Below are 20,007 nucleotides of genomic sequence, written 5' to 3' on the forward strand. Positions count from 1 at the left end.
CGGCGTGGGTGCTCGTTCCGACCAGGCTTCCGCACCCATGGTGCGGGCGCATTCGTCGTGCGCCCCGTCTTTTCTCTCCTCGATCTGGAACCGCGCCCGCCTGGCGCCCCTGAACAAATTCGCGCGCTGATTTCCGCTGCCCGAACGTTCACCCCTCCAGTTCCTGTGATGAGAAATGAAGCCATCTCTCTACGCCGTTGCGGCGTCGTTGTACCTCGCTGAGTACACCCTCTATTCGAACTCCTCCGCGACCGTTCTCTTGAACGCGTCGATCTCGGACTTCTTTCACGTGCCCTACGGGCTGGCCGCAAACGTCGGCGTGGCCTTTCTCGCCGGGTTCTGTGCGACCCTCCTGCCGGCCGGCCTGCTACTGCACCGCTGCCGGCCGCTCACCACGTTCTACGTCAGTTCGGCAGCGCTCGCGGTACTCGGCGTCGCCGCGAGCCTCAGCCCGTCGTTCTGGATCCTCATCGTGGTCCGGTTCCTGCAGGGCGCGGCGTCGGCCGTGCTGGCACCGCAGTTGTTCCGGATCGCGCGACAGCAGTTCTATCCCGATCACCACACGGCATTCCTCGGCACCTGGGGGTTCGTGGTGTCGGCGTCAGCGCTGTGTTCACCACTGATCACCGCCGTGCTCAACGACGCGTGGGGGTGGCGGGCCTTCCCGTACGAGACGGTGCTGACGACGGTTGTGTCGATTCCGCTACTGGCGCGGGGCGCGCGGGCGCAGGCACCCGAACTCGAGACTGCGCCCGAGACCTCCCGCCAACTTGCGGGTTTGATCGTCGGTTTCGGGCTGGCGCAGGTCGTCATCTTCCTGGCGGCCGGGACGACGAATGAGCTGACGACCAAGGCCGCGTTGGGCGCGCTGGCGACGGTCCTGGGCGTCGTGGTCATCGGCGCCTGCCGATCGTCGGCCGGGGACGGAGGTCGCCGGCCGATTCTGTATCGCAGCTTCCTGATCGTCTTCGTGGCGGGCATCGCGACCAACGTCTTCACCTTGGTGGTGATCTATGTCCTCCAACGGGTGCACTCTTTCGCCTCTTACCGGGCGGCGCTCGTTCTCGTGCCCATGGCGGTGGTCGCTGGTCTGTTGCCGATCTCGAGGTTCGGCCGCCCCGGCGATGCCGCGAAGAACACCCGGTTGGTGGCTTACGGAGCGGCTTGTCTGGCACTGGCCGGCTGCTGGGTCGCGGTCAGCGCCGAGCATGTGGGTTCGTCGCTGATCAGTGCCACCGTGATGGGCGGCGCCATGGGCTTCCTCTGGAGTTCACTGGCCACCAACGTGCTGACGAGTTCCGGCCGGGTGACGTTCGATTCCGCGGTGTACCACTACCTGCGGGCGTTGGGCGCGGCCATCGGGGTGTCAGTAGGGGCAACGGCGATCGGCGGTTTCGCGGATCCGCACCGCCTACTCATCTTCGCCGGGGTGCTGATCGCCGTCGTCGGGGTCATCGCGTCCGTCGCGGTACGGCCGGTCGTCACCGCTCGTGTGGAGGTCCAACGGTGAGGCGCGACATCGTCTTCGCCTGGCCGCCCGGGCAACTCACCACGGACCCGCGCCTGGCCTACAACGGCATCTCGAAAACCTATGTGCGACAGGTATTCGAGAGCCTCGTCGACATCGACCCGGTCACCGCCCAGCTGCGACCGTGGCTTGCGTCGTCGTGGCGTCGCCCCGATCCGCTCACGGTGGAGGTGACGGTCCCGCCCGGCCGGCACTTCTCCGATGGCACGCCGCTCACCGCAGAGCTGGTCCGAAACAGCTTCCGCGACATCATGACTGACCTTGCGGACGCCACTCCCCTGCCGGCGGCAGTTGCCGCGCTCACCGGACTGTCAGCCGTCGAATCACGCGGCGAGACGGTCACGTTCCGGTTCGAGCGGCACAACGCCGCATTCCTGCACAGTCTGGCGGGTGTGAACTTGGCGGTCAGTAAGCCGTCGACCGGTGACATACGGCTCGGCACCGGCTCGTGGGTGCCGGCGGAGTCGGGGTGCCTCACCGATGGCGGGCATCGTCTGCTGTTCGACGCGTGCGACGGCGGATCCGCCGCAGTGCGCGCCGGTAGCACGGACGGCTTCGTGACGGCCGAAATCCGCAACCCGGGCATCAGCTACGGCTTGTGCCCCAACGCATCCCGCGGTCCGCTCGCCGATCACCGAATCCGGCGTGCGTTGTCGCTGCTGATCGATCGTGAGCGACTGCGCCCGATCCTGCAGACGTGCGGCTACACCGTCGCCGGCTCGGTGCTCACACCGACGACGCTGTACTACCTCGACTGCTCAGACCAGTTGCGGCACGAACCGGCAGCGGCACACCGGTTGCTCGATGCGGCCGCCGCCGACGGGTTGCGATTCGAGGTGGTGTTCAACAGCTCGTTCTCCCCCGTCGACGCCGAACTGTTGTCCGCGGTTGCCGGCCAGTGGGCGGACCATGGCATCGAGCTGGTGCTGCACGACGTCGACTTCGGCGAGCTCCGGTCGCGGCAGCAGACTGGCGACTACGATTTCCGGTTCTTCTATTACACGGCAATCGATCCCGATGCGTTGCGGTACCAGTTCGCGGTCGATCAACGCAACGCGATGTGCCGCGTGGACCGCGATCGACTCGATGACCTGTTCGACGCTCAGCTGCACTGCCCCGAGCCCGCCGAGCGCCGAAAGCTGGTGCACGACATCCAGTCCCGAATCATCCATGACGGGCTGTGGCTGCCGATCGGCAACGTGCGCACCGTCGTCAGCCTCCGACCGGACACCGTGCCCCGACTCGCGCTCGACGCCGAGGGCCTGGCGCGCTTCACTCATCTCTGAAACCGAAAGGCACCTACCGTGTCAGACCACACCACCGCACCCGTCGTCATCGTCGGCGCCGGCCTCGGCGGACTCGCCGCGGCGATCGCACTACAGCAGGGCGGCCACCACGCCATCGTGGTGGACAAGACCCGTGAGCTCGGCGAGGTCGGCGGCCCGCTCGGCATCTCACCACCGACGCTTCGACTGTTCGGCGAATGGGGCATGCTCGAGCAGTTCAACCGGATCTCCTCTGCGACGCGCTATTTCGAGACGCACGATCAGACCGGTCACGTCGAGTCCGTCGCCGACTACGCGGCAATCCCGGAAATCGGTTCGGAACACGGCCGGTTCGGATACGCCGACGCCGAGTTGTCGCCGCGCACCGTCCACCGGGCCGATCTGCATGCCCTGCTGGTGGCGCATCTCGGCCGGGACCGAGTTCGACTGCGCCACCAGCTGACCGGTCTCGCCGAGCATGACGATCACGTCGAGCTCACGTTCGCCGACGACGCCGTCATCCGGACGCAGTTGGTGATCGGCGCCGACGGGCTGCGTTCCACTGTGCGTGGGCTTTTCAGCGATGACTCGATCAACTACTGCGGTTCGGTGATCTTCCGCGCCGTCAGCCCCGTCGACTGTCTCGGTACCCGCCCGAACGACCGGTTGCGCTCGTGGCATTCGGCCGACTACGCCAAACACGTCATCGCCATGCCGGTACGCGCGGGCCGGCAGGTAGCGGTCGACGCGACCCTCGGTATCGACGAACCACCACTGCACCTGTGGTCGGCGCGTGCGGATTTGGCAGCACTGGCAAGGCAATTCGATGATTTCGAGACCGTCGTGGGTCAGCTGATCCGCGGCGCCACCGGGCCGGTGTACATGCACCCGGTCTACGACCGGGACCCCATCGCGCGCTGGACCACCGCGCGCGTCGCGCTGCTCGGTGACGCCGCGCATCCGATGACGCCGTTCGGCGGGCAGGGCGCCAATCAGGCGATCCAGGACGGTGCCGAACTCGCACGTCAACTGTCCGATGCGCAGGACGGTGATGTCGCCGCGGCACTCCAGCGCTACCAGGCCGTCCGGACCGAGCAGACAGCGGAGATTCAGCGGTCAGCGCGGCAGCTGGCCTCGCGGCGGGCGACCATCGCGATGCGGCTGACCGACGTGCTGGTCGACGCCTAGCCCCGCGGACGCCGAAACCTGAAGCGGCGGTGACGTTCCATGTACGTCACCGCCGCCGTCAGACCTCAGACTGCCGTCGTGCCACCGATCGACACGTAGGGCGCCGTCCGGAGGGTGTACCCGCTCTGCCGCTCAGCGATCTGCTGGGCGCGCTGCGCCTCGGTGACGTAGACCGTGGTCTTCGGCAGCACGGTCTTCAGCTCGTCGAGCGTGACGACCTGCGCCGAAAGCGTCGGCTGGACCGTGGCATTCGGATCCAGGCCCTGCCAGCGCGCGAAGATCGTGCCCTGGTTCAGGCCGCCGGTGGACACCCAGTTCGCCACGCCCGGATCGGTTTTGGCGACGACGAGGGTGTACGACCCATCCGGGTTGGCGATGGCCTGCGCGTTGTTGAGACTGGTCGGGTCGCCCGTCGTGTAATCCGGAGAGATGGTCCAGGCGTTGGTCACCGGCACGTTGAAATACTTGGCGGTGCCCGGCGTCAGCGTGATGACGAGCGCCTCGTTGTCGGCCAGGTTGAAGTGCCCGATGCTCTGTTTCTGCGTGGACAACGTCTGAGAGCCCGCGTTGGTCGGCTGCGGCAGCGTGTTGACCGGATGCTGACCCGCCAGCGGCAGCCAGGCGTCCGACGTGACGTTGACGGCCTGCATCACGACGCCGTTGGCGATGTTGGTGATCGCCGCCGACGGCAATGTCGTATTGGTACCGGAGGTCTGCTCGATGGTCAGGCTGAGGCCCTGGTTGGTGTTCCAATCGGTGACCGTGTTGCGCACGAAGATCTGGCCGGCATTGGTCCCCGCGGGGCCGTCACCCAGGAACAGGTAGTTGGTGGTGCCGGCCAGTGCCGGGTCGCGGCCCGCGACGATGGTGAACGTGCCGTCAGGATTGACCTGCAGTTGGTCGCCGGTGAGGATCGCCGATGACTGGCCCGTGGCACCGATCTGCGCCGTGATGTTGACGTCGGGCGGCATCTGGCCGTTGATCTGGCCGTGGATGACGTAGCTCTTGCCGTCGCTGATGAACGCCATGCGGTACAAGGTGTCCGGGTTGTCGTAGAGCACCTGGTTGCCCGGTGAGGTCACGCCACCGATGGTGTGCGGTGGCGTGGCGATCCAGTTGAACGACGGATTGCCCGCGGCGTTGTCCGCGATGTTGATCGCCGCCATTGCCGAATACATGGCGTACTGCCGCACCGCGGCGTCGAGCATCGCCATGTTCTGGGCGTCGACGCCGCCAGGCACATCGGAGAACGTCACGGCCTGGGTGTTGATCCACTTCTGCTTCAGGGCAGCGATCGCACCATCCATCGCGCCGGAGTTCAGCAGCGCGAGTGCCCTTTGCTCGGTGCTGATTTCGGTCGCGGTCGCCAGCGGGCTGGTCTGCGCCACCGTGCTGACGGTGATCACCTTGGTGGTGGTGTGCGGTCCGGGTGACATCACGTTGAGACCCAGCGGGTCACCTTTGAGATCGCTTGCGGTCACGGTGAAGCTGTCCGTCCCACCGTGCACCAACGCCTCCGGATTCGGCACGTACTTGAACGAGCCATCCGCGAACAAGGTCACGGTCCCGTTGGCCGGACCCGTCGACACGCGGAGTTTCACGTTGTCGCCGTTGGGATCCGACGTGGTGATCTGGCCGAGGATGGCACCGTTCATCTGCAGCGTCTGCGCCGAGTCGTAACTGATGGTCGGCGGCTTGCTGCGGAACAAGGAGTCCAGCTCGCGACGGACCAATGACAGGAACCCTTCCAGCGAGCCGGGCCGCGCGGGTGCGGTCGGCGAATGGCCGACGAACGGTGCCAGCAGGTTCGAGACGGCCGTCGAGATGCCGGACACCGCGGCGGTGAGGAAATGCGCCGGCGCGGTGGCCGCCGTGGATACGACCGGCCGGGTGGTGGTCACTGCCGGCGCCGACGCTGACAGCGTCGAGAGGTTCGCGGCGCGTGGGGCGACGGCAGCGGGCGCCGCCGCGGTCGCGGAAACCACGGCACTCGGCGACCCACTCTTGGCCGTAGACGATGTCGAGGGCACCGAGCCGGCCGCCGGCGTCGATGCGGGAGTGTTCGATGAGATCGCCTGTTGCGCGCCGGGACTTTTCGGCTTCGGCTGTGGCCTGGGTGACTTGTTCTTGCTCCGCGGAGCACTTCCGGTCTTCGTGTCATCAGCGGCTGCCGGGGCGGTGTCGCTCTCGGCCGGCGTGGCGGAGGTGCCGCCCGTCTGACCAGAGGCTGTGGACGAACCCACAGTGTCCGATGTTTTTGAGCCGTTCTTCAGGCCTCTACGCGCTTTACGGCTGGAACCGGTCGAAGCCTTGTCGCCGGAGGTGGCGGCTTTCGGCGCCGCCGAATCCGACGCCGAGCTGGTGCCGGTCTTGCTTCCCGACCCCGTGGAACCATCGTCGGCCCAGGCCACCCCGTGCCCGGTGAGGACCGCGGTCCCGACGCCGAGCGCAACTGCTAGTCCTCCGACACGACCAATGCTCGTTGCGGCACTCATCGCACTCCTCTCCATTGAGGTTCCGGTTGGGCGGAATCCGTTGATATGTATCGAGAAAGCGGGTCGCGACATTCTCGTCGGCCACCAGCCCATCACATGCGACCACGCCGAGCCGCACCACCGCAGCTACGGTTCCAATGAGCGGAACTGCCCACTGCGCCAGCAACATTCGCGCACCGGACGATCAACGCACGGCTCGCAGCCGACGCACTCCGGCCGGTCGGCCCGAATACGCTCGCCAGACGCGTGCGGCAGTCGTCTGAACCAGGGCCACCAGCCGATGGTCAGGTGCCATCCGGCCGACCGCTCCACTAATCGATACCGCGGCGCAGATCTCGGCTCCGCGTCCGATCGGAGCGGCCAAACACGCTATCCCGGTCAATGTTTCGTCTCGGTCTTCCGCGAAGCCCCGAGCCCGCACCAGTGCCAGCTCCTCACGTAGCGCAACCGATGTCGCCGCCTCGACCGCAGCCAGCCGGCCGGCCGGTACGTGCGCGAGCATCGCCCGCCCCATGGCCGAGGACTGCGCCGGATGGCGACGGCCCGCCGCCTGCGTAGCCGTGACCGCAGCCCGGTCACCGACGGCGCCCAGATGCACGACATCGAGACCATCGAGGATGGCCAGGTTCACGGTGTGACCGGTGGCCTGATGCAGGTCCCAGAGAAACGGCATGGCCGCGCGGTGCAGCCGATCCTGATGTATCGCAAGGTAACCCAATTCGGCCAGCCGAAATCCGAGTTCGTAATCACGCCCATTTCGCCGGAGCCAGCCGAGCTCGACCAGATGCTCGAGGATGCGGTGGACGGACGTTCTGGGTAGGCCCGTGCGCCGGACGATCTGCGTGAAGGTCTGCCGGCCAGGCCCATCAAACGTGCCGAGCACCAGGGATGCCCGCTCGAGAACTGCACTGGGCGGGCAGCTTTCGACCTCGACGCTCATGCTTGTTGCTCCTGATTTTTGCGATGTCCTGATGTCAAGTGATGTCAGCCTGACGCAGACGACGGTATATCGCCAGAGAAATTGATAAAGTGACGAATATGCGCCATTTCTCGCCAGCAGGCTCCGTCCAGGACCACGTGTGACGGCCGCGGACGCGCCTGCACGCGTCGATTCACCACCGACCGACCGCGTTGTGGCGGTATTGGAGTTCATCGCCACCGAAGCGGAGCCGGTATCGGTGGCCGCCATGGCATCTCGCCTCGAACTGAGCCGGTCGACGGTGACGTCGATCCTGGCGGCACTTTCGAAGGCGGGCTGGGTGACGCGGCAGGCCGACCGCCGCTACCGGCTGGGCCCCGGTCTGCTGCGGCTCGCCGGTGCGGTGCAGTCGCAGCTGACCCCCTCGGAGGCCTTCTCCCATGTGCTGGCCGAGCTCGCCGACCGGGTCGGGTGCGCCGTCTCCTTGGCGCTCGTCGACCAGACCGAAATGACCATGGTCGGTGTCGCCGCCGGGCCGGGCCAGGTGCCCGCCGGCGTCGACACCGGGGCGCGCCTGCCGATGACCGCGCCGTTGGGTGTGTCGGTCATGGCCCATCGCAACAAGCAGTCACAACACGACTGGATCGATACGGCGCCGGCGGCCCACCGTCCGGTACTGCAGGCGTTGCTACGCCAGGTCCGCCGTAGCGGAGTGGCCGTGTTCGGCGCCGACGGTGCCGCACTCGAGATCCTCGAGGTCGTGGGCGAGGTCGTCGGATTGCTGGCCGAGCACCCCCGCAGCGGCGCCCTCAGGCAGCGGTTGTTCCAGTTCCTGAGCAGATTGAGCGCCCGGCCCTACACCACCGAGGAACTGGCTGCCGACGCCGCACTGTCGATCAGTTACCTGTCCGCTCCGGTGTTCGATCGCGGCGGCAATGCCGTCTACGAATTGCAGATCGGCTGCCTGAGATCACAGGTGAGCCGCGCCGAGCGTGACGAATACGTCCGTGAAATACGCTCGACCGCAGCTACTTTGACCGAACTCACCGGCACCTGACGGAGATCACTGCGGATCGAAGACGACCTGCAGGTGGTCGGGGCCGCGCAGCTCGGTCCCGAGTCGTCCGGCGATCCGGACACTGGACGGATCGGCGAGCCGTAGGCCGGGCAGTCGGTTCAGCAGCACCTTCACCGCGATCTCCATCTGCGTGGTGGCCAGCGCCTGGCCGAGGCACACGTGCGGCCCGGTGCCGAAGCTCAGCTGTGCGGTCGCATGCCGGCTGGTGTCGAAGACGTCGGGGTTTGTGTACACAGCGGGGTCCCGGTTGGCCGCCGCGATGGCCAACAGCAGCCACGTGCCCGCGGCAATGTCGATGCCGTGCCAGGTCACGTCAGTGGCCGCGAAGCGCGGAATGATCGACGGCCCGGGTTCCCAGCGCAATCCTTCCTGCACCGCCCACCGGGCCTCGTCCGGATCGTTCCTGACCCGATCGAGCTGGTCTTGATGAGTGAGCAACGCCCACAACGTGTTTCCGAGACTCAGGTAGGTCGTGTCCACCCCGGCCGGAAACAGAAGCCGGACGAACGAATAGATCTCCTCGTCGGTCAGCCGGACGCCGTCGACCTCGGTGGTGACGAGCTTGGACAACAGGTCGTCGGACGGGTTCTGCCGTTTGTCCTCGACCAGCGGCCGGAGGTAGTCCGTGAACGACTCCCGGGCTCGCATCGCGGCGTCGGGATCCGTCGGGTAGAAGAACAAGTCGTGGGCCCACTTGGCGAACAGGGCATAGTCGTCCACCGGGAGACCCAACAGCTCGTTGGTGATCCGGAAGGGGTACTGCTGGGTGAATTCCGTGACCAGGTCGGCCCGGCCCCTGGCGGCGAACTGGTCGACGAGGTCCTGCGCGATCGGTTCGAGCAGTTCGGCACTGTACGTCTTGATGAGTGCTCGACGGAATGCTGGCGAGACGAGGGCGCGGTTGGTGCGGTGCTCTTGACCGGCCATGCATTGCAGCGTCTTGCCCATGGCGGGGCCGGTCGTCATGCCGTACATCGCCGCGGCCGGGAACGTCTCCTCGTCCTTGAACAGGTCGGTGACCAACTCGTCGCTGAGGATGATCAACGCGGGCATCCCATGGAAACGCGCCTCGGCGTACGGCGCGCGGGCCCGTAGGTCGCGCAATACACCGTGCAGGTCGGACAGTTCCTCAGCACCGAAATCCACGAACTCGCCGCTCACTACCGCTGTCACCGTGATCTCCTTCATGAGCCTGTCGGAAACGGCTCTCGACCAGGAGAATGCTCGGCGGATCATTCGGGCGCACTATGGGTTTCGATCACCGGAACTTTGGTTTCAGGAAATTCCGCTGATCGGAACTTCTCTAGCGGTTCGACTCGGTGTGCGGTGCCAACGCCAGCCAATAGAGCGCGACCACCGCCGGCGGCGCCAGCAGCGGCAGCCACGGTAGGTCCAGATCCACCGCGCCGGCGACCACACCGACGAGCGTGAACCCAAGCATGGCAAGCATTGTCGGCCTGGTCAGGGTGACCACGCCGGCGCCCGTCGCATGTTGCATCAGCAGGTACGCGGCCGCGGACAGTCCCGACAGCGCCGCGACCAGTGCCGGCGAGTCGGACAGCGCCAGCACCACCACCGTGAGCAGCACCGCCCCCGTCGCCGCAGCCCGGAACGCCAGCCCAGCCACCACTGCCGCCAGTGCCGACACGGCAACAATCACGGCCGTGCCGTGGGCCCCCACACCGGCCACCGCGACCATGAGGACGCCGAGACCGGCCGAAAGTGCCTGGGCACCAGGCTGACCCAACCGGGTTGCCGCGTCGGTCGTCATCGCGTCACCGCCTCGCGGCCCGCCGGCGTGCCGGCATCAACCGCAGCGCCTGATCCAGAGTGACGGTCGACGGCCACGGCACGACGTCGACGCCGACGATCCCCATGTCGCGGTACATCGCATGACGCTGCAGCGCCCACATGCGGGCCAGCGTCGGATCCCGCTCGCCGTCGAACGGAGGCCCTTCCAGCACGTCGACCGCCACCACGGTGTGCCGGCGGTTCCGCAACTCGGTGAGTGCCAACGCGAATGCGGTGTCGAGCAACGTCGAGAAGGCGAACACGATCGCGCCCGGCGGGACGGCCGCGCGCGGCGCCAATGTGCCTGTCGTGGTTTCGTATTCCCGCCCGACGGCCATCGCGGCGTCGAGCACGCGGTAGAACTGGCGCTGACCGATGTCGGCGCCGATCCACCGCGGCCGCGCGCTACCGAGCGCGACGATGCCGGCGCGGTCACCATTCCGCAGCGCGCTCTGCACCACCTGCGCGGCGCCGAGCACGACCCGCTCCATCGCGGCAGAGGCCGGGCCGAGAGGCTGCATGCTCGTGTCGATGAGCACGACCACGTCCGCGGCGCGGTGGGTCAACCGTTCGGTGACATGGAGCCGGCCCCGGCGGGCGCTCACCGGCCAGTTGATGGTGCGCAACTGGTCGCCGGGAAGATAGGCACGGACGTCCGCATACTCGACGCCCGGTCCGACGTGCCGGGTGAGATGCGTGCCGAGCCGGTCGGGTAATTCGATACGCGGTATGGGTGTCGATTGGGGCGGCGCAACGGGAAAGACGAAGACTTCGGCGGTTTCGACAGTGCCTGTCCCGGCCAGTAGTCCCCCGCCCGCCACCGCGTCGACGACGGCCCGGATCGGATAGCGGCCCCAGCGCTCGGCCCGCACCGCGGCGGTCTGCAGCGGTGCGGCACTGCCCTCGAGAACCTCGATGTCCATGCCTGATTCGACCGACACCGTCACCTCGGCTGCGATGGTCGGCGCGTCCGTCGTCACCCACACCGTCAGCCGTGTCTCGTCGTTCTCGAAACAGCGGGTCAGACCCGGCCGCCCCTGCACGTACACCGTGGCGGGCGGGCGCTGCCAACTGATCGAGCACAACACACCGAGCAGCGGCGCCGCGAAGGCGACGAGCTGCCACCGCGGGCCCAGCACGGCGGCGGCGAGGGCCACGCCGGCACAGGTGGCGATGGCTTTCGTGAGCGATGAGGCGCGCCAGCGTAATTCGACTTCACGGGGCTCGGTCGCATGTGTCACGACGGCCCACCACGGGTCCGCGGCACCGGCAGGCGTTGCAGTAGCTGTGCCACGATGTCGCTGCCGTGGACACTGCGGACCCACATCTCCGGCTTGAGGCTGATCCGGTGCGAAATCACCGGAATGGCAAGTGCTTTGACGTCCTCGGGGATCACGTAGTCCCGGCCGAACAACAGGGCACGCGCACGGGCCAGTTGCACGAGATCGAGCTCGGCCCGGGGGCTGGCTCCGACGACCACCTGCGGGTGGCTGCGACTGGCCGCCGCCAGTGACACCACGTAGTGCAGGACGTCGTCGTGCACTGTCACCTGCTCGACCGACTCGCGCATGGCGAGCAGATCATGGGCATCGACAATCTGTTTCACCGTCGGCTCGGCGGAACCACGTTCGAGGCGGCGGCGCAGCATCACCGTTTCGTCGGTACCCGACAGGTACTTCAGTTCGATTCGGACCGCGAATCTGTCGAGCTGTGCCTCCGGCAGCGGATATGTGCCCTCGTACTCGATCGGGTTGTCCGTGGCAAGGACGATGAACGGTGCCGGCAACCGGTGGGTTTCGCCGTCGATGCTCACCTGGCTTTCCGCCATGGCCTCCAGCAGTGCGGCCTGCGTCTTGGGCGGCGTCCGGTTGATCTCGTCGCCCAGCAGCAGGTTGGTGAAGATCGGCCCGCGCCGGAACTCGAACCGCCCGGACTGCATGTCGTAGATGGTCGAACCGAGCAGATCAGCGGGCAGCAGGTCCGGAGTGAACTGCACGCGGGTGAAGGCCAGGCCCAGCGCTCGCGCAAAAGACTTGGCGATCAACGTCTTTCCCAGTCCCGGGAGGTCCTCGATGAGCACATGGCCACCCGCGAGCACGGCGGTCAAGATCAGGGTCAACGCGGCTCGCTTGCCCACCACAACGCGTTCGATCTCATCGAGCACCGCCTCGGAATGGGCCGTCGTCAGCTCCGCCGGCATGGTCATAGCCGCTCCAATCGGTGCAGGATTTCGTCGAGCGTGGCCCGGCCCGGCCCGGGTTCGTCGCGGCTGGACCGACGGACGTCGTGCGGATCCACCCACTGCCACAACTGATCCCCGAAGACCATCCGGCCGGTGGCTTGCATCGCGACCGGGTCCCTGGCCTGCTGTGGGCCGGTCGCCATGAAGAACTCCCGTGCCAATGTGGGCCGCAGGTGTTGATCCCAGTCGCCGCGCGTCGTCTCCGACCACTGGATCAGCGTTTCGGTCCGAACGATCCAGTCCCGCAACGACTCTTCCGCGTCGTTCCCGGCCGGTTCGACGAACCGCGGTCCGCGGTCGACGAGCCGGCGCCGGACAGCCCACAGCACGAACACTGCGACAACCGCGGAGACCCACCCGACCGCTCGGCGATCTCCGAGGACGAGCATGAGCAGTTCCGCTCCGATCACCAACGTAATCCCGACGATCACAAGCCTCTTCATGTCAGGCTCCGCAACTCGTCGAGTACCCGGAGCAGCGCCCCGGCGGCGATCTCTCGGTGATGCTCGGTCATGACGTGCGGGCTGAAGCGCGCCTCGGCGAACAAGGCGACCAGCTCGGTCGCGCTGCCGGCATGCAATGCATGGTGTTCGACGGCCCGGGCGAGCACTTCAGACGGCGTGTCCGATTCCTGCGGCGCGGCGCCCGGAGCGTCCGCCAGAGCCCGCTCCATTGCGGCGTAGCAGGCGATGATCGACTCGCGCGGACCGCGGCTGCGGTCGCCGATCTCGGCCAGGCCGAATTCCGCTGCCCGCGTGAGGGTTTCCGGTGTGGACTCCCCGACCATCGGTTCCGGGCCGTCAGGGACCGACAACTGCGGTTCGGGAGCACGCCGGCTTCTGCGGACCAGGACACCGCCGACAGCCCACAGCAGCAACATCATCACGGTGGCGGCGAGCAGGTAGCCGAAGACGCTGGGCTCCTGTTGCGGCGGCGACATGGGCGGCCGCACCGGTGCCGTTGACGGCGGCGGTGATGGCACCGGGGTGATCGGCGCTCTGTTCTGCGGGGGTTCCGCGAAGGGCAGAGCAGGTAGTTGCAGCAGCTGCAGATGTGACAGCAGGAGCAGGATCACCAGCCAAGCGAGGAACACCCCGCCACCGATCAGCAGCAGACGGCGGACGGGCTTCCACGTGAGCTTGCCCTCGAACGACCCCGGCAATTGGAAGGCCGCCGACGCGCCCGGAGTCCTCGGACGCCGGAGCGATGCGATCAAGGCGATCGCGACGATGAGCACCGAGACGACCAGCAGGGTGTCGATGCCCACCTGGCTCGCGGTGCCGCTTGCCCGCTTGTCGGGCTGCGGGTGACCGCTGCCGGGCAGATGGCCGCGCAGGGCGAGGGAAACGACGAACAGCAGTGCGAGCAGCGCGACCACACGCCCCAACGCCTTGTCGCTACCGTTCATCGGTACACCGCTCGATCGTTTGCCCTGTTTCCATCGTGGCACGTCATCGCCGTCGAAACTGCCGAAAGAGCGCGATGCGCTCGTCGCCTGACGTTCCTCGTCTGGCCGACGGAATCGACCTGTGGAAATGTGAAGCCACTCGATCGGAGGTCCGAAGTGAAATGGGCAGCAAGGTCATTGTCTGTGGCGATGACGGGCGTGGTGCTGGCCGCGTCGGGGTGCAGCCTGGAAGGCGCGCGCGGTAACTACGGCACCGGCCCGGACGCGATCATCACCGTCAACGGCGGTGAGCCACAGAACGGTCTGGTGCCCACCAACACCAACGAGAACATGGGCGGTCGCATCGTCGATTCGTTGTTCACGGGTCTGTACTGCTACACCGCTGACGGCACGCCGGTGTTGGCGAACGCGGAGTCCGTGGACACCACCGACAATCAGAACTACACCGTTCACCTCAGACGGGACTGGACCTTCACCGACGGCACCCCCGTACGGGCCCAAAACTACGTCCGCGCATGGAATTTCGGTGCCGCCACCGTCAACGGACAACTGCAGCAGAGCTTCTTCTCACCGATCGAGGGGTACGACGCCGTCGCCGCCGAGGGTTCCTCGCTGACCGAGATGTCGGGCTTGAAGGTGGTGGACGACTACACCTTCACGGTGCGCCTCACCAGCCCCAACATCGACTTCAAACTGGGGCTCGGATTCACGCCGTTCAAGCCATTGCCCGATGTGTTCTTCGCCGAGGGCGCAGCCAAGTTCGGCGAGCATCCCGTCGGGAACGGCCCCTACATGCTGAAGGGCCCGGACGCCTGGCTGCACAACGTCAAGCTCGATGTGGTGCGCAACCCGCGTTACCAGGGTCCGGACAAGCCGAAGAACGGTGGCCTGAGCTTCATCTTCTACAGCAGCTTCGACACCGCGTACACCGACCTCGAGTCCGGCAACCTCGACGTGCTCGACACTGTGCCGGTGAGCGCATTGGGTACCTACAAGAAGGTGCTCGGGAAAAGGGCGCTGACCAAACCGACCGCCCAGAACTTGCAGCTCGGAATCCCCTATTTCCTCCCGCATTTCAGCGGCGAGGAGGGTCGCCTGCGACGCGCGGCGATTTCGATGGCGATCAACCGGCCCGAGATCATCAAGGCGATCTTCCGCGGCGCCCGCGGCGCGGCGGAAGACTTCACCGCCCGGTCGCTACCGGGCTGGGACGCGAATATCCCGGGCAACGACGTGCTGAAGTTCGATCCGGTCAAAGCCAAGCAACTGTGGGCGCAGGCTGACGCGATGGCGCCGTGGTCGGGATCGTTCGAGGTCGCGTACAACTCCGACGGCGATCACCAGGTGTGGGTGGACGCGCTGTCGAACCAGTTGAAGAACGCGCTCGGCATCGACGCGCACGGCGCTCCGCAGCCGACGTTCAAGCAGGTCCGGGACGAAATCACCAAGCGGACCATTCGGACGGCGTTCCGCAGCGGGTGGCAGGGCGACTACCCGTCGATGATCGAGTTCCTGCAGCCCCAGTTCGTGACCGGCGCGGGCTCCAATGATCCGGTCTACAGTTCACCGGCGTTCGACGCGAAACTGATCGAGGCCGAACGGGCGCTCGATCCGAACCAGTCGTATGCGCTCGTCAATCAGGCCCAGGCGATCCTGCTGCACGACCTCCCGGTGATCCCGCTGTGGGACTACATCGCGGCCGGCGGCGTCGGGCCGGGTGTGACGGCCCAGCTGACCTGGAACGGTCTGGCCGATTTCACCCAGATCACCAAGGGCGACGACGCCGAGAACACCAAGGGATAACCGATGCTGAGATACGGATTGAGCCGGCTCGGGCAGGTGGTGATCGTGTTCTTCGGCGCCACCTTCCTGATCTATGCGCTCGTCTTCCTACTGCCCGCCGACCCGATCTCCGCGCTGGGCGGCGGTAAGCCCATGTCGCCCGCGCTGATCGCGACGCTGCGCGCGCAGTACCACCTGGACCAGCCGTTCTACTCGCAGTACTGGCACTACATCAGCGGGGTGTTCCGGTTGGACTTCGGCACCTCCTTCTCGGGCCAGCCGGTGTTCGACGTGATGAAACGGGCCTTCCCCGTCACGGTCGATCTCGCGCTCATCGCGCTCGCCGTCGAGGCGGTGTTCGGTGTGACGTTCGGCGTGCTCGCGGGTTTGAACAAGGGCAAGTGGTTCGACACCACGATCCTGATCGTGACGCTCCTCATCGTCGCTGTCCCGATCTTCGTGATCGGCTTTGCGGCGCAGTACCTGTTCGGTGTGCGCTGGCAACTCTTCCCCGTCACCGTCGGCGGCCATCTCGACGTCTATCACCTGCTGCTGCCCGGATTCGTGCTCGGTGCGGTGTCGTTCGCATACGTTGTCCGGCTGACCCGCTCGTCGGTCGCGGAGAACCTCTCGGCGGACTACGTGCGGACGGCGACGGCGAAGGGGCTGTCCCGTCCACGGGTGATCCTGGTGCACGTCCTGCGCAACTCGCTGATCCCGGTGGTGACCTTTCTCGGCGCCGACCTCGGTGTGCTGATGGGCGGCGCGATCGTCACGGAAGGAATCTTCAACATTCCCGGAGTGGGCGGAACCATCTATCAGGCGGTGATCCGGGGCGAGTCGTCGACCGTCGTGTCCTTCGTCACCGTGCTCGTGCTCATCTACCTGGCGTCCAACGTGGTGGTCGACCTGCTCTACGCCGCCCTCGACCCGAGGATCCGCTATGCCTGAGCCCCAGACGCAACCCACCCGCTACCCCGGCCAGGAGCGTTTCGTCGCGGGCCCGGACGTGGTCAGCGTCGCCGCGATCGACGCGGTCGCCGCCGACGTGCATCCCGCCGGCTTCTGGAAGTCCGCGTGGCGGGAGCTGCGCACCAAGCCGGAGTTCATCGTCTCGATGCTCCTGCTGGCGATGATCGTGGTCGTCGTGCTCTTCCCGGGACTGTTCACCAGCCAGGACCCGCATTACGGTTCGCTCGAGCAGTCACTGCTCCCGCCCAGCGCCGAGCACTGGTTCGGGACCGACCGGCAGGGCTACGACATCTACACCCGCACGATCTACGGCGCCCGCGCCTCGGTGGCGGTGGGCGTGCTGACCACGATCGTCGTGGTCCTGATCGGCGGCCTGCTCGGCGCCGTAGCCGGGTTCTTCGGTGGCTGGATCGACTCGGTGATCGCGCGGCTGTCGGACATCTTCTTCGGTATCCCGCTGATCCTCGCGGCGGTGGTCACGATGCAGATGATCAGTTCTCGCACCGTGTTCACCGTGGTGATCGTGCTCGCGATCTTCAGCTGGCCGCAGATCGCGCGCATCGCCCGATCGGCCGCGATCGCGGTCCGCAACGAGGAGTTCATCACCGCGTCGCGGTCGCTGGGCGCGTCCCGGGTGCGCACCCTGTTCGCCCACGTCATACCCAACGCGCTGGGCCCGGTGATCGTCGTCGGCACCATCTCGCTGGGCATCTTCATCGTCACCGAGGCGACGCTGTCGTATCTCGGTATCGGACTACCGTCCACGGCAGTGTCGTGGGGCATCGACATCGCGGCCGGGCAGCAATTGCTCCGCGAGGGCACGCCGATCCTGTTCTACCCGGCGGCGGCGCTGGCGATCACTGTGCTCACCTTCATGATGCTCGGCGACGTGCTGCGCGACGCGCTGGACCCGAAGGCGAGGACCCGCTGATGACCCAGACACCGAACGAGGGCGCCGCGCCGCTGCTCGACATCCGCGACCTGCAGGTCGACTTCCGCGCGCAGGGCAAGTCGGTGCCGGCGGTGCGAGGCGTGAGCCTGACCGTCTATCCAGGGCAGACGGTGGCCATCGTCGGCGAGTCCGGGTCGGGTAAATCGACCACGGCCGCCGCGGTGCTCGGACTGTTGCCGGGGACCGGCAAGGTGACCGGCGGTCAGATCCTGTTCGACGGCCAGGACCTGGCCACCGCGTCGCGCCGCGACTTCGAGAAGATCCGGGGCAGCGGCGTGGGTCTGGTCCCGCAGGACCCCAACACGAACCTGAACCCGGTGTGGCGCGTCGGATTTCAGATCCGCGAAACCTTGCAGGCCAATGGCGCGGCGAAGCGGGGTGACGCGCGCAAACGCGCGATCGCGCTGCTGAGCGAGGCAGGCATGCGCGACGCCGACAAGCGGGTCAATCAGTTCCCGCACGAGTACTCGGGCGGCATGCGCCAGCGGGCGCTGATCGCGATCGGGCTCGCCTGCCGGCCGAAGCTGCTGATCGCCGATGAGCCGACCTCGGCCCTGGACGTGACGGTGCAACGGCAGATTCTGGACCATCTCGAGGAGTTGACCACCGAGCTCGGCACCGCGGTCCTACTCATCACGCACGATCTCGGCCTGGCCGCGGAACGCGCCAGCCACCTTGTCGTCATGTACAAGGGCCGGGTGGTCGAGTCGGGACCCGCCCTGCAGATCCTGCAGGACCCCCACCACGAGTACACCAAGCGGCTGGTGCGCGCGGCGCCCTCCTTGGCCGCGCGGCGCACCGACGGCGAGCTCGTGGGCGACCAGGCGCTGCAGCCGAAGGTCACCGGCACCGAATCCAGCCTGGACGTGTCGTCCGGCCCTCAGGACGTGCTGGTCGCGACCAACTTGATCAAAGACTTCCCGATCCGCGGTGCCGTCCCGTTCCGCGGCGGCTCGACCTTTCGCGCCGTGAACGATGTCAGTTTCACGCTGCGCCGCGGGACGACCACCGCGGTGGTCGGCGAGTCCGGCTCGGGAAAGTCGACGGTGGCGCGCATGGTGCTGGGACTGTTGGAGGCGACCTCGGGCACAGTGCATTTCGACGGTAAGGACGTCACGTCGCTGCGCGGCGCGGCAGCGAAGGAGTTCCGCCGCCGGGTACAGCCGGTGTTCCAGAACCCGTACGGGTCACTGGATCCGATGTACTCCATCTACCGGGCGATCGCCGAGCCGCTGAACATCCACGGCATCGGAGACAAGTCCTCCCGTACCGCCCGCGTGAAGGAGCTGCTGGACCTGGTCGCGCTGCCGCAGTCGGTCATGCAGCGCTTCCCCAACGAGCTGTCCGGTGGGCAGCGGCAGCGCGTCGCGATCGCCCGCGCGCTCGCCCTCAACCCCGAGGTGGTGGTGTGCGACGAGGCGGTGTCGGCGTTGGACGTGCTTGTGCAGGCACAGATCCTGACGCTCCTGCGCGATCTGCAGAACGAGCTCGGCCTGAGCTACCTGTTCATCACCCACGATCTGGCGGTCGTGAAGGAGATCGCCCACAACGTGATCGTGATGTCGCGCGGCGAGGTGGTGGATTCCGGGCCCACCGACCAGGTGTACGAGAACCCGACGTCGGACTACACCCGGATGTTGATCGACGCGATTCCGGGCGGGACGATCGAGCTCGCCGGCTGATCGAGAGGCCGTACGGCACAGTGACTTTCGGGGATTGTCCACCTGCCGGCTTTGCGCACGCAGCTAACCCTGCGGGTAGAAGAGAAACAACACACAGCCCGACGCCGACTGCGGAACGTGCCATGATCCCGCCGGCGCGTGCAGGAAAGTCCCTGCGGGATAGTCGTTTACGCCGTCGTTGAAGACACCGGAGACGACGTACACCTCCTCTGGCCCTGGACTGTGGTGGTCTTCGTCGCCCCATACCGCGCCGGGGGCGATGGTCGTCACCGCCGCTTTGGCGCCATCGGCGCCCTGCCACAGCAGTCGAGCTGTGATGCCTGGGAAGATCTCGACCGGGTCGACGTCGGCCACTGATTTCCAGGCATACCCGGGGGCGTTGGGGCCGAACCAGGCTGCATCTCCTGCGACTGAGTCCACGGAATGCAAAACCAGGGCTCCCGTTGCACTATTCCGACAACCCCAGGCTCCTGCTCGACGCCCCGATTCACCTGGACATGAAGAAGGCCCCCGGAGAGTTCTCCGGGGGCCTTCTCGCTAGTAGCGGGGACAGGATTCGAACCTGCGACCTCTGGGTTATGAGCCCAGCGAGCTACCGAGCTGCTCCACCCCGCGTCGGTGAATACAACGTTACCCAACGCTGCCGAATGAACCAAATCGTATGGTCAGACAGGGTTTTTGGGACCACCTGGTGAACCTGCGCCA

The 20,007-nt window shown here is 66.8% G+C and carries 18 protein-coding genes and 1 tRNA gene; 9 read left to right on the top strand and 10 right to left on the bottom strand.

Translation table 11 applies throughout. From position 1 onward, the window contains the following. Positions 1-175: 175 nt before the first annotated feature. The 3 genes from ACJH6I_RS05025 to ACJH6I_RS05035 are packed head-to-tail and all read left to right on the top strand — an operon-like array spanning position 176 to position 3,981. Complete coding sequence (locus ACJH6I_RS05025) at positions 176-1,510, top strand: MFS transporter (protein ID WP_318984149.1); 1,335 nt, start codon at positions 176-178, stop codon at positions 1,508-1,510. Continuing rightward, on the top strand, positions 1,507-2,814 hold the full coding sequence (locus ACJH6I_RS05030; protein WP_318984148.1) for an ABC transporter substrate-binding protein: 1,308 nt from the start codon (positions 1,507-1,509) through the stop codon (positions 2,812-2,814). The genes ACJH6I_RS05025 and ACJH6I_RS05030 overlap by 4 nt, the downstream gene beginning before the upstream one ends. An 18-nt stretch (positions 2,815-2,832) precedes the next feature. After that, the gene (locus ACJH6I_RS05035) at positions 2,833-3,981 is read left to right on the top strand and encodes an FAD-dependent monooxygenase (protein ID WP_318984147.1); all 1,149 of its coding nucleotides are present in this window, start codon (positions 2,833-2,835) and stop codon (positions 3,979-3,981) included. 65 nt (positions 3,982-4,046) lie between these two features. Here the strand turns inward: ACJH6I_RS05035 and ACJH6I_RS05040 are convergent, their stop codons facing one another. Beyond that, complete coding sequence (locus ACJH6I_RS05040) at positions 4,047-5,882, bottom strand: Ig-like domain-containing protein (protein WP_318984146.1); 1,836 nt, start codon at positions 5,880-5,882, stop codon at positions 4,047-4,049. Between ACJH6I_RS05040 and ACJH6I_RS05045 the strand changes: the two genes are divergently transcribed. Then, positions 5,854-6,201, top strand: coding sequence for a hypothetical protein (locus ACJH6I_RS05045; RefSeq protein ID WP_318984145.1), 348 nt, complete (start codon positions 5,854-5,856; stop codon positions 6,199-6,201). The genes ACJH6I_RS05040 and ACJH6I_RS05045 overlap by 29 nt on opposite strands. 459 nt (positions 6,202-6,660) lie before the next feature. On the opposite strand, the gene ACJH6I_RS05050 is transcribed toward ACJH6I_RS05045, so the two are convergent. Further along, entirely contained in the window at positions 6,661-7,416 is a 756-nt protein-coding gene (locus ACJH6I_RS05050; RefSeq protein ID WP_318984144.1) for an IclR family transcriptional regulator, read from the bottom strand. Between the two features lie 139 nt (positions 7,417-7,555). On the opposite strand from ACJH6I_RS05050, the gene ACJH6I_RS05055 reads away from it, so the two are divergent. Further along, positions 7,556-8,452: a helix-turn-helix domain-containing protein gene (locus tag ACJH6I_RS05055; protein ID WP_318984143.1), complete on the top strand. Its 897-nt coding sequence runs from the start codon at positions 7,556-7,558 to the stop codon at positions 8,450-8,452. Between the two features lie 6 nt (positions 8,453-8,458). On the opposite strand, the gene ACJH6I_RS05060 is transcribed toward ACJH6I_RS05055, so the two are convergent. The 6 genes from ACJH6I_RS05060 to ACJH6I_RS05085 form a co-directional block, all read right to left on the bottom strand. Next, positions 8,459-9,646 carry a cytochrome P450 gene (locus tag ACJH6I_RS05060; protein ID WP_318984142.1) on the bottom strand — a complete coding sequence of 396 codons (1,188 nt, stop codon included), beginning with the start codon at positions 9,644-9,646 and terminating at the stop codon, positions 8,459-8,461. Positions 9,647-9,776: 130 nt separating this feature from the next. Continuing rightward, complete coding sequence (locus ACJH6I_RS05065) at positions 9,777-10,244, bottom strand: hypothetical protein (RefSeq protein WP_318984141.1); 468 nt, start codon at positions 10,242-10,244, stop codon at positions 9,777-9,779. A 4-nt stretch (positions 10,245-10,248) separates the two neighbouring features. Further along, a complete protein-coding gene (locus ACJH6I_RS05070; RefSeq protein ID WP_318984140.1) occupies positions 10,249-11,505 on the bottom strand; it encodes a DUF58 domain-containing protein in 1,257 nt (418 codons plus the stop codon). Then, positions 11,502-12,470 carry a MoxR family ATPase gene (locus tag ACJH6I_RS05075; protein WP_133426859.1) on the bottom strand — a complete coding sequence of 323 codons (969 nt, stop codon included), beginning with the start codon at positions 12,468-12,470 and terminating at the stop codon, positions 11,502-11,504. Before ACJH6I_RS05075 ends, ACJH6I_RS05070 begins: the two co-directional genes overlap by 4 nt. After that, positions 12,467-12,949 (bottom strand): hypothetical protein, encoded by a 483-nt coding sequence (locus ACJH6I_RS05080; protein WP_133426860.1) that lies wholly within the window; start codon positions 12,947-12,949, stop codon positions 12,467-12,469. The genes ACJH6I_RS05075 and ACJH6I_RS05080 overlap by 4 nt, the downstream gene beginning before the upstream one ends. Continuing rightward, positions 12,946-13,914, bottom strand: a complete 969-nt coding sequence (locus tag ACJH6I_RS05085; RefSeq protein ID WP_318984139.1) for a DUF4129 domain-containing protein — start codon at positions 13,912-13,914, stop codon at positions 12,946-12,948. Before ACJH6I_RS05085 ends, ACJH6I_RS05080 begins: the two co-directional genes overlap by 4 nt. A gap of 189 nt (positions 13,915-14,103) precedes the next feature. On the opposite strand from ACJH6I_RS05085, the gene ACJH6I_RS05090 reads away from it, so the two are divergent. From ACJH6I_RS05090 to ACJH6I_RS05105, 4 genes are read left to right on the top strand one after another with little or no spacing between them, the layout of a single operon-like run. Next, positions 14,104-15,717 carry an ABC transporter substrate-binding protein gene (locus ACJH6I_RS05090; protein ID WP_318984298.1) on the top strand — a complete coding sequence of 538 codons (1,614 nt, stop codon included), beginning with the start codon at positions 14,104-14,106 and terminating at the stop codon, positions 15,715-15,717. Positions 15,718-15,720: 3 nt separating this feature from the next. Next, positions 15,721-16,647, top strand: a complete 927-nt coding sequence (locus ACJH6I_RS05095) for an ABC transporter permease (RefSeq protein WP_318984138.1) — start codon at positions 15,721-15,723, stop codon at positions 16,645-16,647. Beyond that, positions 16,640-17,599 carry an ABC transporter permease gene (locus ACJH6I_RS05100; RefSeq protein ID WP_318984137.1) on the top strand — a complete coding sequence of 320 codons (960 nt, stop codon included), beginning with the start codon at positions 16,640-16,642 and terminating at the stop codon, positions 17,597-17,599. The genes ACJH6I_RS05095 and ACJH6I_RS05100 overlap by 8 nt, the downstream gene beginning before the upstream one ends. Beyond that, positions 17,599-19,302, top strand: a complete 1,704-nt coding sequence (locus ACJH6I_RS05105) for an ABC transporter ATP-binding protein (RefSeq protein ID WP_318984136.1) — start codon at positions 17,599-17,601, stop codon at positions 19,300-19,302. The genes ACJH6I_RS05100 and ACJH6I_RS05105 overlap by 1 nt, the downstream gene beginning before the upstream one ends. Before the next feature lie 63 nt (positions 19,303-19,365). Here ACJH6I_RS05105 and ACJH6I_RS05110 read toward each other — a convergent pair whose 3' ends face one another. Next, positions 19,366-19,722 carry a cupin domain-containing protein gene (locus tag ACJH6I_RS05110; protein ID WP_064983801.1) on the bottom strand — a complete coding sequence of 119 codons (357 nt, stop codon included), beginning with the start codon at positions 19,720-19,722 and terminating at the stop codon, positions 19,366-19,368. A 121-nt stretch (positions 19,723-19,843) separates the two neighbouring features. Then, positions 19,844-19,917 (bottom strand) — tRNA-Met (locus ACJH6I_RS05115). Positions 19,918-20,007 lie beyond the last annotated feature (90 nt).

Origin of the sequence: Mycobacterium sp. SMC-13 (assembly GCF_045311035.1) — a bacterium.
Taxonomy (GTDB): domain Bacteria; phylum Actinomycetota; class Actinomycetes; order Mycobacteriales; family Mycobacteriaceae; genus Mycobacterium.